Source organism: Bacillus sp. 275, from assembly GCF_001999205.1.
GTDB classification, from domain to species: Bacteria; Bacillota; Bacilli; order Bacillales; family Bacillaceae; genus Bacillus; species Bacillus velezensis.
Genome location: NZ_CP019626.1, coordinates 1,490,196 through 1,509,287, shown reverse-complemented (window position 1 = coordinate 1,509,287; position 19,092 = coordinate 1,490,196). Strand labels below are relative to the sequence as shown.

At 41.0% G+C, this 19,092-nt stretch carries 25 protein-coding genes, 7 tRNA genes and 1 pseudogene; 28 read left to right on the top strand and 5 right to left on the bottom strand.

What is annotated here, in order from left to right:
• The first annotated feature begins 50 nt into the window (after positions 1-50).
• The 5 genes from BZ167_RS07175 to BZ167_RS07155 all read left to right on the top strand — a co-directional run bounded on the left by BZ167_RS07175 (position 51) and on the right by BZ167_RS07155 (position 4,447).
• Positions 51-380, top strand: a complete 330-nt coding sequence (locus BZ167_RS07175) for an anti-sigma factor antagonist (protein WP_033575044.1) — start codon at positions 51-53, stop codon at positions 378-380.
• On the top strand, positions 377-859 hold the full coding sequence (rsbW, locus tag BZ167_RS07170) for an anti-sigma B factor RsbW (RefSeq protein WP_007609591.1): 483 nt from the start codon (positions 377-379) through the stop codon (positions 857-859). The genes BZ167_RS07175 and rsbW overlap by 4 nt, the downstream gene beginning before the upstream one ends.
• Complete coding sequence (sigB, locus tag BZ167_RS07165) at positions 825-1,613, top strand: RNA polymerase sigma factor SigB (protein WP_003156171.1); 789 nt, start codon at positions 825-827, stop codon at positions 1,611-1,613. Before rsbW ends, sigB begins: the two co-directional genes overlap by 35 nt.
• A complete protein-coding gene (locus BZ167_RS07160; protein ID WP_007410234.1) occupies positions 1,613-2,215 on the top strand; it encodes a phosphoserine phosphatase RsbX in 603 nt (200 codons plus the stop codon). The genes sigB and BZ167_RS07160 overlap by 1 nt, the downstream gene beginning before the upstream one ends.
• Positions 2,216-2,287: 72 nt before the next feature.
• Complete coding sequence (locus BZ167_RS07155) at positions 2,288-4,447, top strand: Tex family protein (protein ID WP_033575043.1); 2,160 nt, start codon at positions 2,288-2,290, stop codon at positions 4,445-4,447.
• A 9-nt stretch (positions 4,448-4,456) separates the two neighbouring features.
• On the opposite strand, the gene cmpA is transcribed toward BZ167_RS07155, so the two are convergent.
• Entirely contained in the window at positions 4,457-4,570 is a 114-nt protein-coding gene (gene cmpA, locus BZ167_RS20120) for a cortex morphogenetic protein CmpA (RefSeq protein ID WP_003156164.1), read from the bottom strand.
• 99 nt (positions 4,571-4,669) lie between these two features.
• On the opposite strand from cmpA, the gene BZ167_RS07150 reads away from it, so the two are divergent.
• The 8 genes from BZ167_RS07150 (at position 4,670) to BZ167_RS07115 (ending at position 5,954) form a co-directional block, all read left to right on the top strand.
• On the top strand, positions 4,670-5,119 hold the full coding sequence (locus BZ167_RS07150; protein WP_061861178.1) for a SprT family protein: 450 nt from the start codon (positions 4,670-4,672) through the stop codon (positions 5,117-5,119).
• A 135-nt stretch (positions 5,120-5,254) separates the two neighbouring features.
• Positions 5,255-5,329, top strand: a tRNA-Asn gene (locus BZ167_RS07145).
• Between the two features lie 3 nt (positions 5,330-5,332).
• Positions 5,333-5,423, top strand: a tRNA-Ser gene (locus BZ167_RS07140).
• A 19-nt stretch (positions 5,424-5,442) separates the two neighbouring features.
• Positions 5,443-5,517 (top strand) — tRNA-Glu (locus BZ167_RS07135).
• Between the two features lie 11 nt (positions 5,518-5,528).
• Positions 5,529-5,603, top strand: a tRNA-Gln gene (locus tag BZ167_RS07130).
• Positions 5,604-5,636: 33 nt separating this feature from the next.
• A tRNA-Lys gene (locus tag BZ167_RS07125) sits at positions 5,637-5,712 on the top strand.
• Positions 5,713-5,720: 8 nt separating this feature from the next.
• Positions 5,721-5,802 (top strand) — tRNA-Leu (locus BZ167_RS07120).
• Positions 5,803-5,870: 68 nt separating this feature from the next.
• Positions 5,871-5,954, top strand: a tRNA-Leu gene (locus tag BZ167_RS07115).
• 99 nt (positions 5,955-6,053) lie between these two features.
• On the opposite strand, the gene BZ167_RS07110 is transcribed toward BZ167_RS07115, so the two are convergent.
• The 3 genes from BZ167_RS07110 to BZ167_RS07100 are packed head-to-tail and all read right to left on the bottom strand — an operon-like array spanning position 6,054 to position 8,088.
• Entirely contained in the window at positions 6,054-7,160 is a 1,107-nt protein-coding gene (locus tag BZ167_RS07110; protein WP_077392008.1) for a tyrosine-type recombinase/integrase, read from the bottom strand.
• An 11-nt stretch (positions 7,161-7,171) separates the two neighbouring features.
• Positions 7,172-7,687 carry an ImmA/IrrE family metallo-endopeptidase gene (locus BZ167_RS07105; protein ID WP_077392007.1) on the bottom strand — a complete coding sequence of 172 codons (516 nt, stop codon included), beginning with the start codon at positions 7,685-7,687 and terminating at the stop codon, positions 7,172-7,174.
• A gap of 20 nt (positions 7,688-7,707) precedes the next feature.
• A complete protein-coding gene (locus tag BZ167_RS07100; protein ID WP_060560259.1) occupies positions 7,708-8,088 on the bottom strand; it encodes a helix-turn-helix domain-containing protein in 381 nt (126 codons plus the stop codon).
• A gap of 122 nt (positions 8,089-8,210) precedes the next feature.
• Between BZ167_RS07100 and xis the strand changes: the two genes are divergently transcribed.
• From xis to helP, 5 genes and pseudogenes are all read left to right on the top strand, one after another.
• Positions 8,211-8,474, top strand: coding sequence for an ICEBs1 excisionase (gene xis, locus BZ167_RS07095; RefSeq protein WP_100001220.1), 264 nt, complete (start codon positions 8,211-8,213; stop codon positions 8,472-8,474).
• The gene (locus BZ167_RS20475) at positions 8,440-8,691 is read left to right on the top strand and encodes a hypothetical protein (protein ID WP_150941010.1); all 252 of its coding nucleotides are present in this window, start codon (positions 8,440-8,442) and stop codon (positions 8,689-8,691) included. The genes xis and BZ167_RS20475 overlap by 35 nt, the downstream gene beginning before the upstream one ends.
• Positions 8,692-8,741: 50 nt before the next feature.
• A complete protein-coding gene (locus BZ167_RS07085) occupies positions 8,742-9,002 on the top strand; it encodes a hypothetical protein (protein ID WP_077392005.1) in 261 nt (86 codons plus the stop codon).
• Between the two features lie 207 nt (positions 9,003-9,209).
• Positions 9,210-9,298: pseudogene (locus BZ167_RS20725) on the top strand (hypothetical protein); the annotation flags it as partial.
• Between the two features lie 63 nt (positions 9,299-9,361).
• Complete coding sequence (gene helP / locus BZ167_RS07080) at positions 9,362-9,742, top strand: helicase processivity factor HelP (RefSeq protein WP_077392004.1); 381 nt, start codon at positions 9,362-9,364, stop codon at positions 9,740-9,742.
• A gap of 56 nt (positions 9,743-9,798) precedes the next feature.
• Here the strand turns inward: helP and BZ167_RS07075 are convergent, their stop codons facing one another.
• Positions 9,799-10,353, bottom strand: a complete 555-nt coding sequence (locus BZ167_RS07075; RefSeq protein WP_077392003.1) for a hypothetical protein — start codon at positions 10,351-10,353, stop codon at positions 9,799-9,801.
• 390 nt (positions 10,354-10,743) lie between these two features.
• Here BZ167_RS07075 and BZ167_RS07065 point away from each other — a divergent pair, with 390 nt between their 5' ends.
• The 10 genes from BZ167_RS07065 to BZ167_RS07020 all read left to right on the top strand — a co-directional run bounded on the left by BZ167_RS07065 (position 10,744) and on the right by BZ167_RS07020 (position 19,091).
• The gene (locus BZ167_RS07065) at positions 10,744-12,165 is read left to right on the top strand and encodes a DNA translocase FtsK (protein WP_100001222.1); all 1,422 of its coding nucleotides are present in this window, start codon (positions 10,744-10,746) and stop codon (positions 12,163-12,165) included.
• Positions 12,158-13,216 (top strand): replication initiation factor domain-containing protein, encoded by a 1,059-nt coding sequence (locus BZ167_RS07060; RefSeq protein ID WP_077392000.1) that lies wholly within the window; start codon positions 12,158-12,160, stop codon positions 13,214-13,216. Before BZ167_RS07065 ends, BZ167_RS07060 begins: the two co-directional genes overlap by 8 nt.
• A gap of 275 nt (positions 13,217-13,491) precedes the next feature.
• Positions 13,492-13,746 (top strand): DUF3850 domain-containing protein, encoded by a 255-nt coding sequence (locus BZ167_RS07055; protein ID WP_077392208.1) that lies wholly within the window; start codon positions 13,492-13,494, stop codon positions 13,744-13,746.
• Positions 13,747-13,770: 24 nt separating this feature from the next.
• Positions 13,771-14,043: a hypothetical protein gene (locus BZ167_RS07050; protein WP_077391999.1), complete on the top strand. Its 273-nt coding sequence runs from the start codon at positions 13,771-13,773 to the stop codon at positions 14,041-14,043.
• Between the two features lie 5 nt (positions 14,044-14,048).
• Positions 14,049-14,345 (top strand): hypothetical protein, encoded by a 297-nt coding sequence (locus tag BZ167_RS07045; protein ID WP_077391998.1) that lies wholly within the window; start codon positions 14,049-14,051, stop codon positions 14,343-14,345.
• 158 nt (positions 14,346-14,503) lie between these two features.
• A complete protein-coding gene (locus BZ167_RS07040) occupies positions 14,504-15,568 on the top strand; it encodes a conjugal transfer protein (protein ID WP_077391997.1) in 1,065 nt (354 codons plus the stop codon).
• Between the two features lie 15 nt (positions 15,569-15,583).
• On the top strand, positions 15,584-15,832 hold the full coding sequence (locus tag BZ167_RS07035; RefSeq protein ID WP_025649948.1) for a hypothetical protein: 249 nt from the start codon (positions 15,584-15,586) through the stop codon (positions 15,830-15,832).
• 11 nt (positions 15,833-15,843) lie between these two features.
• Positions 15,844-16,368, top strand: coding sequence for a conjugal transfer protein (locus tag BZ167_RS07030; protein ID WP_077391996.1), 525 nt, complete (start codon positions 15,844-15,846; stop codon positions 16,366-16,368).
• Positions 16,256-18,751 (top strand): ATP-binding protein, encoded by a 2,496-nt coding sequence (locus BZ167_RS07025; protein WP_156886062.1) that lies wholly within the window; start codon positions 16,256-16,258, stop codon positions 18,749-18,751. The genes BZ167_RS07030 and BZ167_RS07025 overlap by 113 nt, the downstream gene beginning before the upstream one ends.
• Before the next feature lie 13 nt (positions 18,752-18,764).
• Positions 18,765-19,091 carry a YddF family protein gene (locus tag BZ167_RS07020; RefSeq protein ID WP_077391994.1) on the top strand — a complete coding sequence of 109 codons (327 nt, stop codon included), beginning with the start codon at positions 18,765-18,767 and terminating at the stop codon, positions 19,089-19,091.
• Position 19,092 lies beyond the last annotated feature (1 nt).

Here is a 19,092-nt window from a genome sequence, read left to right as displayed (position 1 = left end):
CGGGTAAAAAGCCATTAGCACGAGTAAGGATAACTTTCAGAGGTGATACGATGAATTTAACGGTAGATATGAAGGAGAATCTTTCAGATATACAAATCAATATCGCTGGAGAAATCGATGTATACTCAGCTCCGGCGGTTCGTGAAAAGCTGATGCCCCTGGCAAACGAGGGGAAAGACATGAGAATCTGCTTAAAAGATGTAAATTATATGGACAGTACGGGTTTAGGCGTTTTTGTAGGCGTGTTTAAAACGGTGAGCAAGGAAGGCGGCTCTCTGAAGCTTGAGAATCTTTCCGACCGGCTCGTCCGTCTGTTTGAAATTACGGGGCTTAAGGACATCATCGACATTTCGGCAAAGTCAGAAGGTGGCGTGCAATGAGTACATCAGTTGATTATATAGAGATGAAAATTCCGGCTGAACCGGAATATGTAGGAATCGTCAGGCTTACGTTATCAGGGGTCGCAAGCAGAATGGGCTATACCTATGATGACATTGAAGATTTAAAAATCGCTGTCAGCGAAGCTTGTACAAACGCTGTCCAGCATGCATACAACGATGAAAATAAGGGAGAAGTATCCGTGCGGTTCGGTGTGTTTGAGGATCGGCTGGAGGTCATTGTCGCCGATCAGGGAGACAGCTTTGATTTTGATCAGAAGCAGCAGGATCTCGGGCCGTACACTCCTTCGCACACAGTCGATCAATTGTCAGAAGGAGGGCTCGGTCTGTATTTAATGGAAACGCTCATGGATGAAGTCAAAGTTCAAAGCAACTCTGGCGTAACCGTGGCGATGACAAAGTATTTAAATGGGGAGCGAGTTGATCATGGCACAACCATCAAAAACTACGAAACTAACTAAAGATGAAGTTGATCGGCTCATACGCGACTTTCAAACACATGATAATAAAGAAGCCCAGGAAACACTCGTCGAGGTGTATACCAATCTCGTCGAAATGCTGGCAAAGAAATATTCAAAAGGAAAAAGTTTTCATGAAGACCTCCGCCAGGTCGGGATGATCGGACTTCTCGGAGCCATTAAACGGTATGATCCCGAGGTCGGCAAATCCTTTGAAGCATTTGCGATTCCGACCATCATCGGCGAGATCAAACGCTTCCTCAGAGATAAAACATGGAGCGTACACGTCCCGCGACGGATTAAAGAACTCGGGCCGCGCATTAAAATGGCGGTGGATCAGCTGACGACAGAGACGCAGCGGTCGCCGAAAGTCGAAGAAATCGCAGCCTTTCTCGATGTGTCAGAAGAGGAAGTGCTTGAAACGATGGAGATGGGTAAAAGCTATCAGGCGCTGTCTGTCGATCACAGCATCGAAGCGGATGCGGACGGAAGCACCGTCACGATTTTAGATATCGTCGGGTCGCAGGAGGAAGGATACGAACGCGTTAACCAGCAGATGATGATCAAAAGCGTGCTTCATGTGCTGTCCGACCGCGAAAAACAGATTATCGATCTAACATTTGTGCAAAATAAAAGCCAAAAAGAAACAGGGGACATTCTCGGAATATCTCAAATGCACGTCTCGCGCCTGCAGCGGAAAGCGGTGAAAAAACTGAGAGAGGCCTTGATTGGAGATCCCTCCATGGAGCTAATGTAATGATTCAGGTTGAAGAAAATGAACATGTTCAAACTCTTGTATACCAATTAAATAAAGAAGGCAAGTCCATATGCGGCGACAGCTTTTTTATGAAGGCGAATGAAGAAGAATTAGTTTGCGCGGTAGCGGACGGTCTCGGCAGCGGATCTCTTGCCAACGAATCCTCGTCAGCCATTAAAGACATCGTGGAAACGTATGCGGATGAGGATGTGGAAAGCATCATTGAGCGCTGCAATCAAGCGATGAAAAACAAAAGAGGGGCGACTGCCTCCATCTTAAAAATCAATTTCATCAAAAGGGAATTGACATACTGCTCGATCGGCAATGTCCGTTTCTTCCTGCACTCCCCATCAGGCGAAGTCTTTCATCCGCTGCCGATTTCGGGTTACCTCTCAGGCAAACCGCAAAGATACAAAACGTATACGTCATCATACGAAAAAGGGGCGAGGTTCATCATCTACACGGATGGGCTTGAGGTTCCGCATATCCGCACCTGCTTAAAGCAGGGACACTCAATAGAAGATATATCAAAATCACTTCATCCGTACACAACATCCAGACGTGATGATTTGACCTATATTCTAGGGCAGCTTTTATCGTAAGGCTGCTTTTTTTATGTTCCGCCGTTTTTTGATACACTAGAGAAAGAATGAAGAGATGGAGGCTTTTGTGATATGGAAACGTTAGCCCTTTTGAAAAAACAAATTGCTGAAGAAACAGCGTTATCCCAAAAACATGTCGAAAGTGTCATCCGCCTGCTGGAAGATGGCAATACCGTCCCGTTTATTGCGCGGTACCGAAAAGAGCAGACCGGCTCAATGGACGAGGTGCAGATTCAGGCAATCTCCGAGCGGTGGCAATACATACAAAACCTGACGCAGCGGAAAGAAGAAGTCATCAGATTGATCTCTGAGCAGGACAAGCTGACGGAAGGGCTGAAGCAAAAAATCGAACAAGCGGTCAAGCTTCAGGAAGTCGAGGATTTATACCGTCCCTTCAAACAAAAACGGAAAACAAAAGCCACCGTCGCCAAAAGCAAAGGTCTTGAACCGCTTGCGGACTATATTCTTTCTCTCCCGAAAGAAAACCGCTTTCACGACATCGCTGACCAATATATCAGTGCAGAAAAAGAAGTCGCTTCAAGAGAGGAAGCCATTGAAGGCGCGAAGCACATCATAGCCGAACAAATCTCGGATGATCCTCATTTCAGAAAGTGGATCCGCCAGGAAACGTATAAAAAAGGAATTCTCACTTCCGCGGCAGGCAAGTCAGCCGCTGATGACGAGAAAAACGTCTATGAAATGTACTACGAGTACGAAGAGCCGATCCAAAAGGTCGTTCCTCACAGAGTGCTTGCGATGAACCGCGGTGAAAAAGAAGGCATTTTAAAGATTGCGATCGAACCGCCCGCCGATCAGATAAAAGCTTATTTAGAAAAGCAAATTATCAAACACCGTGAAACGCCTGTGATAGAAACGCTGAAAGAAGCCATTGAGGACAGTTACAAGCGCCTGATCCAGCCGGCTATTGAGCGTGACATCCGCAAAGAGCTGTCAGAAAAAGCAGACGCGCAGGCGATTCATATTTTCGCTGAAAACCTGCGTAAGCTCCTGCTGCAGCCGCCGATGAAGGGGAAAGTTGTGCTCGGCGTCGATCCGGCCTTCCGTACGGGGTGCAAACTGGCAGTTGTTGATGAGACGGGAAAAGTGCTGAAAATCGACGTCATTTACCCGCACGCTCCCGTAAAAAAGACAGCGGAAGCCCGGAAAAAAATCAAAGAATTGCTGGATCGGTACGAAGTCGAGGTTGTGGCGATCGGAAACGGCACGGCATCACGGGAGACAGAGCAATTCGTCGTTGATGTGCTGAAAGAAACAGAGCGTGACATTTATTATGTCATCGTCAATGAGGCCGGAGCAAGCGTGTATTCCGCGTCAGAAATCGCCCGTGAGGAATTTCCGGATTTTCAGGTCGAAGAGCGCAGCGCCGTCTCCATCGCGCGGAGGTTGCAGGACCCGCTGGCCGAGCTTGTAAAAATTGATCCTAAATCCGTCGGCGTCGGGCAATACCAGCACGATGTCAGCCAAAAGCAATTAAACGAATCTCTCCGTTTTGTCGTAGAGACCGTCGTCAACCAAGTCGGGGTGAATGTCAATACAGCTTCAGCCGCGCTGCTCCAATATGTAGCCGGGTTATCCAAAACCGTTGCCGGCAATATCGTCAAAAAAAGAGATGAACTAGGCAAATTTACAAATCGCAAAGAACTGAAAGAAATTCCGCGTCTCGGCGCAAAAACATATGAACAGTGCATCGGCTTTTTGAGAGTGCCCGGGGGACCGGAGCCGCTCGACCGCACCGGGATACACCCGGAAAGCTATAAAGAGACAAAGGCGCTGCTCAAAAAACTGCAGCTCACTGCGGATCAGATCGGAAGCGCGGACGTAAAAGAGAAAATAAGCGCATTGCCGCTGTCTGAAACGGCTGAAGAGCTCGGTATAGGGGAAATTACGCTTGCGGATATTTGCGGGCAGCTGACAAGGCCGGAGCGCGATCCTCGTGACGAAGTGCCGAAGCCTTTGCTGAAAAAAGACGTTCTGCAGCTTGAGGATTTAAAGGAAGGAATGGAATTGCAGGGCACCGTCCGCAACGTTGTAGACTTCGGCGCTTTCGTCGATATCGGCGTCAAGCAGGACGGGCTTGTGCACATTTCAAAACTGAGCAATCAATTCGTCAAACATCCTCTCGACGTCGTATCGGTCGGAGACATCGTCACCGTATGGGTTGAAGGGGTGGACGTGCAAAAAGGCAGAGTGTCGCTGTCTATGGTAAAATAAAAGCACTGCTTACGAGCAGTGTTTTTTTCTGTAGAAATACCAGCACTGATTCAGCAGTTTGATTTGGTAATTGTCCTTTTCTAAAAACGCTTTTTGCATTTGTTTCATCAGCCAATTCGGCATGGCTCATTCCTCCTCAGCTTTTAGTTAGAGGTCGGTTTTAACTCATTGTATGCGAACGGTGAATTGTCCCGTTCAATGTTTTTAAAGCGGGGTGCACTTATGGATAACGAACAACTTCAAAAGCTGACGGAAGACATCTCTGAACAAGATTTCGGAAAGCCGTTCCGTCACAGAGCCTTCTTCAATGACCGGCTGAAAACGACAGGCGGCCGGTACATGCTGTCTTCCCATAACATTGAATTAAACCGAAAATATCTGCTTGAACACGGACGGAGCGAGCTGGTAGGCATCATCAAACACGAGCTGTGCCATTACCATCTTCACCTTGAAGGAAAAGGGTACAAGCACAGAGACAAAGACTTCAGAGAACTGCTTCAGAAAGTCGGAGCGCCGAGATTCTGCAAGCCGCTCCAAACCAAAAAGACACAAAAGAAAACATATATGTATAGATGCGCGGCTTGCGGCCAACAGTATATAAAGAAGCGGGCAATGAATCCGGAAAGATATGCCTGCGGAAAGTGCAGAGGAAAAATCAAAAGAATTTTTTAAAAAGGCTTGACTCATTTTAATGTTCTATGTTAAATTATAAAAGTCGTTGAGAGACAACGACACTTTCTCAAAAAAATAAATGTTGCTTCTTGACACAATATGTCGCATCATTTATAATGAAGAAAGTCTGATTATTCCACAGTAGCTCAGTGGTAGAGCTATCGGCTGTTAACCGATCGGTCGCAGGTTCGAATCCTGCCTGTGGAGCCATATGGAGAAGTACTCAAGTGGCTGAAGAGGCGCCCCTGCTAAGGGTGTAGGTCGCGTAAGCGGCGCGAGGGTTCAAATCCCTCCTTCTCCGCCAGATAAGTTCTCAACCAGACGGCCCGTTGGTCAAGCGGTTAAGACACCGCCCTTTCACGGCGGTAACACGGGTTCGAATCCCGTACGGGTCACCATTTACCTTCGTTGGGCTATAGCCAAGCGGTAAGGCAACGGACTTTGACTCCGTCATGCGTTGGTTCGAATCCAGCTAGCCCAGCCATTTTATTTAAAATTTTTGAATCACTTTTAGAGCGAGCCATTAGCTCAGTTGGTAGAGCATCTGACTTTTAATCAGAGGGTCGAAGGTTCGAGTCCTTCATGGCTCACCACTTGTCACGCGGGTGTGGCGGAATTGGCAGACGCGCTAGACTTAGGATCTAGTGTCTTACGACGTGGGGGTTCGAGTCCCTTCACCCGCACTTTCTTTTCAAAGTGCTGATCATCATCACTAGCTTATATGCTTAGTGGAAAGACAGCTTCATAACACGCGGTCGTGGCGGAATGGCAGACGCGCTAGGTTGAGGGCCTAGTGGGTGAATAACCCGTGGAGGTTCAAGTCCTCTCGGCCGCATCTCAATGATACCAAGGGTTTAATCACCTTTGGTATTATTTTTTTATGCTGAAAATACGGCCTTTAAAAAGGACTTGCTCACCAAAACTCACCAGTTACTTAAAGTAAGTTGTCCAAACGGTCGGCAGTTTCCTTCTGCTTATTAGGAAAAAGATGTCCATAGGTGTTCATTGTAAAGGCAACTGAACCATGTCCCAGTCGTTCTTTTATCACTAGATAATCTTCGCCTTGGTTGATAAGCAAAGCGACGTGTGAGTGTCTCAAATCATGAAAACGAATAGGTTCAATATTTCCTCTTTTACATATCTGTTTTATCTTTCTGCTGAAAATATCCTTTGTAGGCGGTCTATCTTTGTACTGAAACATATAGGATCCCTCTGTTTGTTTAATTCCTAATCCATCAAAAATTTCTTTTTGTTTTTGCTTCCACTGATCTAGCAGTGCTATAAGTTTTGAATTGATACTTATTCTGCGAATTGAGTTTTTGGTTTTTGGTGGAGTAATAATGTATTCTTGGTTGATGTACGTTATTGCTTTGTATACATTGATTTCTCTTCTGAAATTGTCTAAGTCTTTCCATTGGAGTGCTAAAATCTCACCTAAACGCATTCCTGTTAAATAATCAGTAGTATAAAACACTTTGAATATAAACTCGTTATTACTGATGAGATTAATAAATTCTTTGAATTGATCAGGAGTCCAAAACTTCATTTGTTTTTTTTCGACACTTAAATTTTTTACTTTTGCACAAGGATTCTTGATCAAAACATCTTCCACTATCCCTATATCGAAAATCTTACTTAGGATAATCATCGTATTATTTATTGTCTTGTTCTCAAGTCCTTTTTTGATAAGTAATCTTTGAAAGTCTTGAATCTCATTATGAGTTACTTTTTTTACAATGCAGTTTTCAAAATGGGGGAGGATATGTTTTTCAATCGTGTATTTTTCTATATTGAAGTAATTTGGCTTATGATGAAGCTTACATTGCTCAAGATAAATGCTAACTAACGTTGGAAAACTTACTTCCTTATAGCTGGTCAATAAACCATCACTATTTGCTTTCTTAATTGCATGGTACATTTCTTCTGCTTGTTTTTTTGTTTTTAGTGTCATTGTTTTTCTCTTGCGTTTGCCTGTAACAGGATCAAAGCCAAGGCTCACATCAATTCTATATCTTCCATCCTTTGTTTTTCTTATTGACATTCCTCTGCTCCTTACCGCTGCGTTATTAAATTAAATTCATCAAAATTAAATGATTGTGGAGGTGAGAATTTCATCTGGTCAAGCTTGTATTTAATGATAAAGGGAGGTACTTTAAAGTAAGATGCAATCTTGTTTAGCGAGCATCCTTTGAGGTTTAAGCCTGCTTCAAGAATCATCTTGTCTGTGACTAGAAGCTCAGAAGCAAAAATGTTAGCTTGCTGTTCTAATTTTTCTTCCAACACGACTGAACAATTAGATAATTTAAAAGAGTTTAATTTCTTATGGAGGAAAAAATGCCCTAATTCATGGGCAATTACAAAATTCCTGCAAGAAGCATTCTCATTAATATGAATGAGGTATTCGTCTTCATCTTCAAAATACTGAAGAAATCCATTAACGTTGCCTAGATTACCTTCTAAGCGTGAAATGTTAAGATTTTTGCATATAGTTGATACATTATTTGTTTTATGTTCTCTTATGACTTTTTGAGCTTTGTGTTTGATGCTTTTTGTTGTATAAATAACCATCACTCTTTCAATATTAATTATTATTTGTCTTTACGTTTCATTTCATTTATAAATCGGACTCCATTCTTTAAAGCCTTTTTTATTAACTCGGCTGTCTCTTCATCAATATCTCCGTCTTTCATAAAAAGAAGCGTTTCTTCATCTTTGAGTTCTTTAATGGCTTCGTTAAAAGCCTTCTCAAGATTACTGTTTTTCTTTTCAAGTTGAGGTCTGTTTAATAAATAATCAATGGACACATCAAAGAAATTTGCTATTTTATTCAAAGTTTCGCTTGTTGGTAGGATTTCATCCTTTTCAAACCTTGTTATTGAACTCTGACTTAAAAATAACTTTTCAGCAAGTTGTTTTTGGGTTAATCCTTTTTGTTTTCTTAAAGTTTTTAAATTATGACCAAAACTCATTATTTAGCCCTCATTTTTATTTTTATATTACAATTAGTCATATTTTTTTAAAAGTAAATATGCGTATTTTGCATTTTTTTGGTTGACATTATGCGCATGAGCATTTATTATAGAGTTAGTTAATGATTATACGCATTTTCTTGGGGGTGGGAAAATTGAGTGAATTCCTTACTGCAAAAGACATTCAAAGAATTTTAGGTGTGAAGCAAGCCAAAGCATATGAAATCATTAGGGTTTTAAACACTGAAATGAAGAATGACGGTTACATGGTTATTCAAGGTAAGGTCAACCGTTCAAAGTTTGAAGAAAGATATTGTTACAGAAGCAGATCACAAGAACAGGGTGTTCAAAATGAATCAATTTCAAACTCAATCATTTATGCGTAAAGCTGTGCCACTAGCCAGGAGAATGGAAGGCCATTGGACGGCACGAATGAAGATTGCTCTTAATTTGGTAATCACAGATTATTATTTAAACCTTCCTCTGACACCTGCGAATGTTACTGAGCTTCTACAAAGAGGAGTATCGTACCGGCGCATTTGTAAGAATTACGGTATCGGCAGAAAAGATCTTTCTGCACTTCAACAAAGGCTTATAGTGTGAAGTCATACACCACTATCGGTATTGTTGGAAAAATTGAGAGGGGGAATGCGATGAAAGTAAAAGTGAATGCGACGATTGTTATGGATATTGAAGCCTTAGAAGCTGACAAGAATTTTGAACATTTTGCTGATTATGTGATTTCTGAATCTTATGTAGTGGAAGCACCAACTTATGATTTAGCCAATGTGGAAGTGTCAAAACAGCTTGAAGGATGGCATTGGTGGTGCATATGGTCGGTTGAACCGACAGGCAAGAAAGATAACCGAGTGTTCGTCTTGTACAATGATGAATTGTACGAAAAATGCCATTAGAAAGGATTGTGCTCTTTGAAAATTACATACAGACAAAGAAAGCGCCTTGATGATTACCATCAAGAACGCCCGCAATAAAACCTCAACAATTTTATTATAGGGCATTTTTGATGAAAAGTCATGCGTGAGTATTTGAGTGATGAACAGCAATCACTTTAAATGCTGTAGCAGGCTAGAATAAGCGTGCGGCATGGCTGTGTAATCAGCCTGATGGCTATAAATAGCCTACTAGGTCGCCATGAAGGAATTTTCCGTTAGCGACTGACAAGCGCCACGATGGAGACACCGGAGCGAATCTTTGAATATAAAATTGAAATTGAAATAACCGAATAAAAATAACGGAATGGAGATGTAAAAAAATGAATTTAAATTTTATCGTGCCAGACATCAATATGACTTTTGGAGAAATGAAGTACATGGGACTCAACAGAGAAAGATATGTGTATGATCGGGAAAATAATAAGCGTACTGACGTACTGGAATCACGAATTTATAACATTGCTAGTGCTGTTCAAGGTGGTCAAATTGAGGTAACTATTCCTGAGTATGCTGGAGCAAAAGAAATCCCTGCTTTTGCTGATGTTGAGTTGAAAAATCCTAAAATCAGCGCTATGGCAACTAGTCAAAGGGATTCAACCTTTGCCAATGTAATGTGGAAACTTGAAGCTGATGATATTGTTGTTAAGGGCAGCTCTTCTGTAAAACCTGCGGCGGCAACTGGCGGGAATGATAAGAAATAAATAAAAAACAGCGTGCTCATAGTTGAAAATGGGCACGCTATTTCTCAGAATTAAGGTTAATCTTTCTCGTCAATAATAGTTCCAAAACCAGACATGATTAAATTAACGCAATTAAGAATAGCTCCTCCTATACCGATGCAACAGAAAAGAAAAACAAACGGAGCATTCTTAAGTAAATTTAATATTAAATCTTTAAAAGGTGAAAATGATGTAACATTTGTTTGTATAAACAAAGTAATACTGAGTAGGAAAAGAGTAGTTAACTCAGAACTTTTATTATGAATTGAAGCCATATGAAATGATGGATACTCTTTTATGTCTAAACCGACTTCTCTCATTTTTCTAATATAATTTCTAGGGAAAAAATATCTCCAAATAATTCCTATCCCTGAAATAGCTGAAACGATGGTGAAAACGTAAAATACATCAGTCTGATCTATATTTTTTTCTGCAAAATAGTTAATAATTGATACTGGAATAAATTTTATAAGTGCATTAAAAAAGTGTATGAAAACTTGGGGGTGAAAGGAAGCCAAGATAATACTAAACAAAAGAAGATGGGTTAAGTAAATTGAAAATTTGAAATAAAATCCTATAAGTTTATCAAACATATAATATTCCCTTTCAAAGTTATTAATTTTGTATATTTTATCATTTTTAGAATGATTGGTAAAAGTTAAGGGGGTATGTCCATTTACTGTAAAGTGGAAGGGGTTTTAAAAATTATAAAAAAATCTCTAGAAACATTTAAAACAAAAACAACTCTCTCAATAATCATTCGTGTTGTTTTGTGGGCCGTATTTTTCGTGTTTTACGCTTGGTATCGTAAGCCTGTGGGTTGGTTGCCTTTTGATATTTTCATCACCGTTTTTCTGTCAATTTGTATATTTGCTTTGTTTGGTGGCCGGTTTCTAATTATGGACATAAGGGAGTTGTGGCGTGAGAAAAAGAGGGATAAATCTAAACGTTAGGAGTGTATTATCATTTCTAGGCTTAGAACAATGCTTTGGAAGTATAGGGGGGTTCGAATCCGGCCTAGAATGAGAAACAATGTAATAATGACAGGTGCAATCATATTTGTACCTGTTTTTTTATTATCTATGTTTTTCTTCTGGGAAGATCATTTGCTCCACTTGGATGTTATGAAAACCGTAAAGCAATTTGAATGGAATGTCCCGTTGCTAATTAAAAGTGTGCTGTGCTCTCTTTTATCCGCGGCGGGAGCTGTCATCCTAGCTTATTTTCTGTTTCATGATGCGTATAAAAAGCTGTATCATAGGCAAAAAATTGCGAGGATGATCTTTTCGAATAAGTTTTATGAAAAGGAAAGCGTTCAAGTGAAAAAGCTGTTTTCGAATGACACGGCTGCTAAAGAAAAAATCACTTACTTTCCAAGAATGTATTATCGAGTCAAAGACAATCACATTTATATCCGTATAGCTATGGACATGGGCCGTTTTCAGAATCGCTTCCTAGACTTGGGAAAGGATTTGGAAAACGGCTTATTTTGTGACCTGGTGGATAAAGAAATGGAAGAAGGCTTTGTCTGCTTTAAATTGCTTTATGATGTGAAGAAAAACCGAATTTCAATAGATGACGCAGTGGCGAAAGATGGTGTCTTGCCATTAATGAAACATGTGTCGTGGAAGTTTGATAAGTTGCCGCATATGCTGATCTCCGGCGGTACAGGCGGAGGGAAAACTTATTTCATGTTAACGATCATAAAAGCGTGTGTAGGGCTTGGGGCCGATCTGAAAATCTTAGACCCGAAAAATGCCGATTTAGCCGACTTGGAAGAGGTGTTGCCGAAAAGAGTCTATTCGCAGAAAAATGGCATCCTTATGTGTTTGAGAAAGTCGGTTGATGGCATGATGGAGCGAATGGATGAAATGAAGAAAATGCCCAATTACAAGACGGGTGAAAACTATGCCTATTTAGGGTTGAAGCCTGTATTTATCTTCTTTGATGAATACGTGGCGTTCATGGATTTGCTGGACATGAAAGAGAGGAATGATGCTTTATCCTACATGAAACAATTGGTTATGTTGGGACGACAAGCTGGTTATTTTCTTGTTTTAGGGGCACAGCGTCCGGATGCAAAATATCTAGCGGACGGAATACGAGATCAGTTTAGTTTCCGTGTATCGTTAGGCTTGATGTCTGATACAGGTTACGGAATGATGTTTGGTGATGTTGACAAAGCGTTTGTGAATAAAAAAGTGACAGGGCGAGGATATGCCGATGTCGGCACAGGTTCGGTTTTAGAGTTTTACAGTCCAATTGTGCCGAAGGGGTATGATTTCATGTCATCTATTAAGGAATCGCTGGTTGGAGTCGAGGGAGCGCAGGCGACGGCAGTCGCCAGCGGCAGCGTAAGCGACCAGACGGCCAGCGGTGAGCGAAGGAGCGAAGCGAGTGAGTGAACTACAAAAACCCCCCCACGCTAACAGGGGGGTAGTAATCGTAAAAGAAAAAGAAGAAAACGCTGAAAAGCCTTTAACATCAATGGTTGACTATATTCGTGTGACTTTCAAAACGCATGATGTTGATCACATTATCGAGAACATTCTTCACTTGAACAAAGATTTCATGACAGAAAAGCCAAACGGCTTTTACGGATATGTCGGAACGTTTGAACTGGACTTCATCAAGGTTTTTTACTCTCCGCCCGGAGATAATAGGGGTATTCTGATCGAGTTATCGGGTCAAGGCTGTCGACAATTTGAGTCGTTCTTAGATTGCCGGAAGAAAACATGGTTTGATTTCTTTCAAGACTGTATACAGAATGGCGGTTCATTTACTCGCCTTGATCTGGCAATTGACGATAAAAAAACATACTTTTCAATACCGGAATTGTTGAAAAAAGCCCAAAAGGGCGAATGTATTTCACGGTTTAGGAAATCTGATTTCAATGGCTCATTCGATTTATCGGATGGCGTAACAGGCGGAACGACAATTTATTTCGGCTCAAAAAAATCAGAAGCGTACCTCTGTTTTTATGAGAAAAATTATGAACAAGCTGAAAAATACAATATCCCGTTAGAAGAATTAGGCAATTGGAATCGCTATGAATTGCGCTTAAAAAGTGAACGGGCGCAAGCCGCAATTGATGCTTTGATGAAAACGAAAGACTTAACATTAGTCGCCATGCAGATCATTAATAATTATGTAAGGTTCGTTGATGCTGACGAGGAAGTCACTCGGGAGCATTGGAAAACGAGCCTTTTTTGGTCTGAATTTATAGGTGATGTAGGGAAACTTCAACTGTACATGAAGCCGCAAAGAGACTTTTACCAAAAAACAAGGAACTGGCTGAAAAACTCATGTTCCCCCACCATGAAAATGGTGCTGGAAGCTGACCAACACTTGGGACGTAATGACCTCTCGAACATGATTATGGAAGCCGAGCTGTCAGAGAAACAAGAAAAGATGCTGGATGTGTTTCTTGCTGAAGTGGCGGACATGGTCGTTTAAAGGTTTAAATAGACTGCTATCGCTCTTAAGCACAGGTGATGCGATTAAACGTATGTGTCAACGGTACCGGAACGAAGTGAGGATAAGGAGTTGACATATTCAGCGCCACCAAAACCCTCTTGGCATTGAACAAACAACCGTTTGTTCCTGCCTACCGGCGAGGGAGTCCCCCGATGATTCGGGGGAATAGGGGGATAGATTATTAGCGATCCAACGGGCTACCGTTGGTGGGTTTGGGTGAAACCCAAGATATTAAACAAGAAAGGTGTGCTGTCATGATAGTGCATCATCTAAAGATACTTCCGGAAGAGTTTGAAGCTATTTCTAAAGGGGCTACAGAGGTTACAGTCAGCGAAAATATTTATAAGGCCAATGATGTTTTGTGCCTTCATGAATGGAAGGGCGAGTGTACGAAGCGAGTCATAGAAGTGCTTGTTTTGGATAGGCGTCAGTCATTGACTCCTGGTCTTATAGTGCTAAGCGTCGAAAAAATTAAGGAAGGAGAAAATAATAGCGTCTTATTCAAATAATTCATGCATGAGGGAGGAATAAAGGTGAATAATGTCAATCTTCTCAATCGGGCGGCTTTGGAAAGTGCATTGGAGGCACTTGGATGTGTGCATGATGCTGAAAGTATAGTAGAGAAAATGCAGGACTACGTCATTTATTACACAAGAGAAGCTGAACGATTTTCAGTTGAAATCTTAACCGTTGTAGAGAATTACACAAGGAAGCTGTTTGTAATGTTCAACATCTTAGAAGATGAAGATGGTGAAACAGAAGGAAAAAACGTGGAATTTGAAAGTGCTCACTTAGATAAGGGGTGAGCAGTATGTCTGCTGTTGACGATCAATTCAGGAGCTTGGGGTTTAACGTAGGTATCCCGTCGTTGGTTTTTGTAAGGAGTCTAAGCAGAGATTGTATGTTGGTTGTGGAAGGTCAAAGGGTCAAAGGTTTTTCTGAGTACAGATACACCTTTTATAAAACGAGGTATCTACCGGATGGACGAATGACAAGTGTAAAAGTGTATATAGAGAATCAAGCCATAAAAAGGGTGTTACTTCGTGTAGCATCCTTTTTATCTTTCCTTGAGAGTACAAGGCAAATAGAAAGCGAGGTTTTAAGATGAGGGAAGTCTTGAAAAGTATTAATGGTAGGCCTGTAAAGTTCCTTGTTGGGGATGTAAATGAGCCGAATTATGAAAAAATCGCTCGTTCTATATTAAGGCTATCCCGAAAAATAAAACAGCCTGAAAGTGAGAAAGGCACAGCTTAAAGGGGTGAAAAGATGCTTCAAAAGGAAAATGAAAACGAGAAAAAAGAAGAATCATTTTTTAAGGCTGCTTTCAAAAAAATAAAACAAGTCCGTCGGCCTGAGAAAGCAAATATAAAAGTGCCGCGAGACCGTACCCGGCTGGTCGCAGGGACGTTGTGGACGTGTGTAGGAGCATTACTTCTCTTTTGTCTCCTGTCTGTTTTGTTGTCTGTTAACACCCGATCTGCTGTAAATGATTTAAGGAATCAATCCAGTAAGCCTGCTGATAGCGAAAAACAGAATATGTCTACAACGGCGGCTGAAAATTTCTTGTCAGGCTTCATCAATGAATATATCAACGTGAAAAACAATCAAGACGCCATCGACGAAAGAAAAAAGAATCTTGAGAGTTACATGGTGAAACAGACACAAACAAGCTTTGATGAAGGCGATCGCTTCGATATGGATGGCTTTAAGGGAGATCGTCAGCTAAATGATTACAGCTTGTATAACGTGAAAGAAGGTGATAAAGGAAAGCTTTTTCAGTACAAAGTGACATATACGAATCTCTTTCCGGTAGAAAAAGAAGTTGAGAAAAAAGTAAAGGATGGAAAAAAGGAAAAGAAAGTGAAGGAGAAAGTCACAGAAAATGAAAAAGCTGAAAAACAAGTGCTGTTAAATATTCCTGTAGTCAATAAAGGCGATGCGTTCGCTGTCTCTGCTGTCCCCTACTTCACTGAGATATACGACTTAAAGGGCAGTGTATCAGCTTCAGAGAAGGAAGAAACGAGGGATGAATACGCAGGAGATAAAAAGGAAGCGATTGAGTCATTTCTTACATCTTTCTTTGAAAAATATGCTTCTGAAAAACAAGAAGAAATGGTGTATATGATGAAAAAGCCGGAAGCGCTTCAAGGAAGCCTTGTATTCGGTGAAGTGAAAAGCGCTAAAATCTTCGGGACGAAAAAAGGTTTCGAGGTTATTTGTGCTGTCCAATTTAAAGAAAAAGAAAACGAGATACCTGTCAATGAAAGCTTTACGCTCGAATTAACAGAAAACAGCGGTCAATTTTATGTGAATGAATTAAAACACAATTAGAAAGGGGAAAACAAAATGGATTTATTCAACCATTTGATTATGGGGGCTGGCCTCCCTACTCTTAGCGGGGTTAAAGGCTGGGTTTTGGACATTGTCTCGCAGTTTATTGTGATTGTTGTCGTTGCTTTGGCTGCTAAGCACTTCGTGAAATTGAAAATAGGCGGAATTGTGGCGGCTTGTGTTCTAGGAAGTGCTGTTACATGGACTATTCGTCACTGGTCGCAGTTCTCCGGCTGGGTTGACGCACTCATGAACAAATTGTAAGGAGTGATATTGTGGGGCGTCTAGTTTTTAATTATCGGAAGGCAATGCGGGAGCCGAAAAAAATTCAACAGCTTACCGAGAATTTTTCATTGCCGTTTGCTATTGAGTTGATACCTGCAATCAACTACTTTATTTTTGTGGCTCTATGCTTCGGTTTTTGGTACGGCGTGAGGATGATTTTCCCTCACGCTTTTGAAAATACATTCTTTATCGTGATTTTTGGTACCCCGGTATTGTTAACCATGCTTGTAACGAAAATTAAACCGGAAGGAAAAAACATCTATCTGTATTTCTTTGACTTTGCAAAATACTATTTTCTGATTAAGCTTCCTGAAAAGAAGTTTTGTAATGACCGCAAGGTAGATTTAAGTAATGAAAAACAAATTGAGTTCCGAAAATTAGTAGAGGTGGTGGGAAAATCGAATGAAATTAAGAACACCGATGAAAGCCATTTACAACAACCTGTTATTGACAAGAACGGGAGACGTTTGGGCGTATTACCGCATAAAAAGCAGTTCCATCCCAATGCAGAATAAAGAAAAAGTCGAGAATTACAAGCAAAAATGGAAACACTTATTCGAAGAAATTACATCATATGATGACTTTCATTTAATGATGTATCCAAGTGAATATGAGTTGAAAAAACGATTTGAGGATTTAGAATCTGATCTTGCCGAAGATGCTTTGGATGTGGCTCGTTATTACAATGAGGAAACGGTAAGGCTCTTGGAACAACGTTTAGGACGGCTTACCAAGTATGATTTTATCTTCGGCATTAAATTGAAAAACAGCCTTGTTAACATCAGCGTTGAAATGAAAGACAATGTATTGTCATTGTTCAATACGGCGACTGATACAGTCGTTAAAATGTTGGGGTGGGAACAAAATGTTCCGACCTCCTTTTTTTATAAGTATGAAGAGGTTGAAGAGACATTAGCCAATGTAATGGCGTCCATTCGGGGCGAACGGCTGACGAAGCAGGAAATGACGTATATGAATCGTTATCATTTTGTGCGTGGCTTAAAGCATCGAATCGAAGAGGAAAGCGAGATTAGAAACGTCAGATCGCTCACGAATACACTTATTGATCCTACAAACCCTTCTGTATTACATCTCCATAGTGATCAAGATGAAGGCTTCACTTCTTTTGTTGTCGTTGATGAATTTTTGCACAACATGTCTGAAAGTGATTTGTTTTATGAAGCGCAGGCTCTTCCGTTTCCAGTAGAAGTACAGATCAAGGCACAGACAGAATCGAAGTCTATCACTAAACCAGCCCTAAATATCAAGAAGCAACAATTGAAAGAGGAACAGCGTGAACAGCATAGCACAGGTGACCGCAGTGACGTTTCAACTGTGACAAGTGCGACGATGGTGCGGCATCTGCAAGATGAAATAAAAAAAGAAGAAGTGTACTTGATGAACTGGCTGGCCGTCATTGTGGTTCATGGCAAAGATAAAAAGGACAGTACCCGAAAGGCTACGATTGTTAGGCGTCATTTAAAAGGGGCAGGCATCACATGCAGGCTTCCTGTGGCGGATCAATTGAAACTGTTTTATAAGATGCTGCCCGGCGAAAAGTTAGATATAACGGATAAAAACTGGATTCAAAAAACAACACAAGATGGGCTGGCTGAAGGTTTGTTTGCTGTTAACTCTGATATAGGTTCAAAAATAGGATTCTTTCTTGCTTGGGTAGATCGCTTTATAGAACATACTGACTTGGAAAGCGCCATTTTATCAAGTCGTGATTTTGTCTTATTTCACCCATTCTTAGCGAACCAACAGTTAAAAGGATCGAAGACACGCTCTCCTCACTGTCTAATTACAGGAGACACAGGGAACGGGAAGTCATACCTCGCAAAATTGATTTTTAATTATATCAGCATGCTGAACGTTAAGGCGCTTTATATTGACCCGAAAAAAGAAATGAGGAAATGGATACGCCGAGTTTTAAACGATCAAGAGATCAGAGAAAAGTTCCCTCTGTATATCGCTCATTTAGAAAAATACAACTATATTACGTTAGATCATGAGGATAAAGGAAACTGGGGCGCATTAGACCCGATTTCCTTCCTCCCTCCTATGAAAGCGAAAGACCTCGTTCAAGTCATCTTTGAGCAAGTCTATGACTTTAAAGGAAAAGACGATGTGAATACGGCGTTTCTACGTGCGACATCAAATGTCATTGAGATGAAACAAAAAGGGGAACAAGTTGGCTCCCTCCATATCGTGAAGGAAATGCAGAATCATCCGGAAGAAGCCGTGAGAAAAGCAGGCGATTATTTAAATGAAGTTGTGGCGGACTCCATCCTGAAATTATGTATTCATGATGGATCAAATCCGGCTCTATCACTTGAAGAAAGAATCACGATTTTAGAAGTGGAAAATATGGATTTGCCGGAGCACTCGGAGCGATTTGAGAATTATACAACCACACAATTAAAATCAAGTGCGGTTATGTTTGCGCTCGGTAAATTCTGTGAGCTGTTTGGAATGAATCAAGATGAACAGACAGTTGAGTTTATAGATGAAGCGTGGATATTCACCACTTCCCAGCAAGGGAAAAAAGTCGAACGTCAAATGCGGCGTATAGGTCGCTCTTATAATAACGCTGAGTATTTTATTTCACAGTCTACAAAAGACGCTTTGAAAGAAGAGGACAACGGTAACTTTGGTGTTGCTTTTGCTTTTGATGAACCGAACGAACGTGAAGACGTGTTGAAATGGATGAACATGGAAGTCACAAAAGAGAATCTAAAAATGATGGAATCCATGTTTCAGGGGCAATGTCTCTTTAAAGATTATTATGGCCGTACTGCCAAAATATCAATTGAATGCCTGTTTGAAGAATGGGAAGGCGCATTGAAAACAGTTGAGAAAAAAGCTGTCGCATACGCCGAGGAAAAATATTTATAAAGGGGATGGAGAAATGGAGGTTGCGCTCTTAAATTCTTTGGTACTGACCAACTCTGGTTTTTATAAGGCTGACGAAATCACGATACAGGAAGTGTATGGAGTGTTAGAACGTTGCGGTTGGTGCTATAAAAGCTTTATTGGGCACAGGTCAACGGCTCTATTTATGCAAGCGCTGCTAGGAATCAGAGTGGAGCATAATCGCAAAATGTTCAGGCACATGAGGTATCAAAAAGCAATTTGTTTTAAATTGTATGATCGTTTTCCTGAATGGAAGGTGCTGACCGAAAGGGATTTAGCGAACGCAAAATATCAGTTCTATTTACTGACAAGGCTGGATTAGG

Bases quoted from the DNA above. Each gene is read 5' to 3' on its own strand.
- BZ167_RS07155 (WP_033575043.1), top strand. From the start codon at position 2,288: ATGGAAACGTTAGCCCTTTTGAAAAAACAAATTGCTGAAGAAACAGCG.
- rsbW (WP_007609591.1), top strand. From the start codon at position 377: ATGAGTACATCAGTTGATTATATAGAGATGAAAATTCCGGCTGAACCG.
- BZ167_RS07025 (WP_156886062.1), top strand. From the start codon at position 16,256: ATGAAATTAAGAACACCGATGAAAGCCATTTACAACAACCTGTTATTG.
- BZ167_RS07100 (WP_060560259.1), bottom strand. From the start codon at position 8,088: ATGAGTTTTGGTCATAATTTAAAAACTTTAAGAAAACAAAAAGGATTA.
- BZ167_RS07045 (WP_077391998.1), top strand. From the start codon at position 14,049: ATGTCTGCTGTTGACGATCAATTCAGGAGCTTGGGGTTTAACGTAGGT.
- cmpA (WP_003156164.1), bottom strand. From the start codon at position 4,570: ATGCCGAATTGGCTGATGAAACAAATGCAAAAAGCGTTTTTAGAAAAG.
- helP (WP_077392004.1), top strand. From the start codon at position 9,362: ATGAATTTAAATTTTATCGTGCCAGACATCAATATGACTTTTGGAGAA.
- BZ167_RS07055 (WP_077392208.1), top strand. From the start codon at position 13,492: ATGATAGTGCATCATCTAAAGATACTTCCGGAAGAGTTTGAAGCTATT.
- BZ167_RS07065 (WP_100001222.1), top strand. From the start codon at position 10,744: ATGCTTTGGAAGTATAGGGGGGTTCGAATCCGGCCTAGAATGAGAAAC.
- BZ167_RS07020 (WP_077391994.1), top strand. From the start codon at position 18,765: ATGGAGGTTGCGCTCTTAAATTCTTTGGTACTGACCAACTCTGGTTTT.
- BZ167_RS07035 (WP_025649948.1), top strand. From the start codon at position 15,584: ATGGATTTATTCAACCATTTGATTATGGGGGCTGGCCTCCCTACTCTT.
- BZ167_RS20475 (WP_150941010.1), top strand. From the start codon at position 8,440: ATGAATCAATTTCAAACTCAATCATTTATGCGTAAAGCTGTGCCACTA.
- BZ167_RS07150 (WP_061861178.1), top strand. From the start codon at position 4,670: ATGGATAACGAACAACTTCAAAAGCTGACGGAAGACATCTCTGAACAA.
- BZ167_RS07075 (WP_077392003.1), bottom strand. From the start codon at position 10,353: ATGTTTGATAAACTTATAGGATTTTATTTCAAATTTTCAATTTACTTA.
- xis (WP_100001220.1), top strand. From the start codon at position 8,211: ATGATTATACGCATTTTCTTGGGGGTGGGAAAATTGAGTGAATTCCTT.
- BZ167_RS07040 (WP_077391997.1), top strand. From the start codon at position 14,504: ATGCTTCAAAAGGAAAATGAAAACGAGAAAAAAGAAGAATCATTTTTT.
- BZ167_RS07085 (WP_077392005.1), top strand. From the start codon at position 8,742: ATGAAAGTAAAAGTGAATGCGACGATTGTTATGGATATTGAAGCCTTA.
- sigB (WP_003156171.1), top strand. From the start codon at position 825: ATGGCACAACCATCAAAAACTACGAAACTAACTAAAGATGAAGTTGAT.
- BZ167_RS07175 (WP_033575044.1), top strand. From the start codon at position 51: ATGAATTTAACGGTAGATATGAAGGAGAATCTTTCAGATATACAAATC.
- BZ167_RS07110 (WP_077392008.1), bottom strand. From the start codon at position 7,160: ATGTCAATAAGAAAAACAAAGGATGGAAGATATAGAATTGATGTGAGC.
- BZ167_RS07105 (WP_077392007.1), bottom strand. From the start codon at position 7,687: ATGGTTATTTATACAACAAAAAGCATCAAACACAAAGCTCAAAAAGTC.
- BZ167_RS07160 (WP_007410234.1), top strand. From the start codon at position 1,613: ATGATTCAGGTTGAAGAAAATGAACATGTTCAAACTCTTGTATACCAA.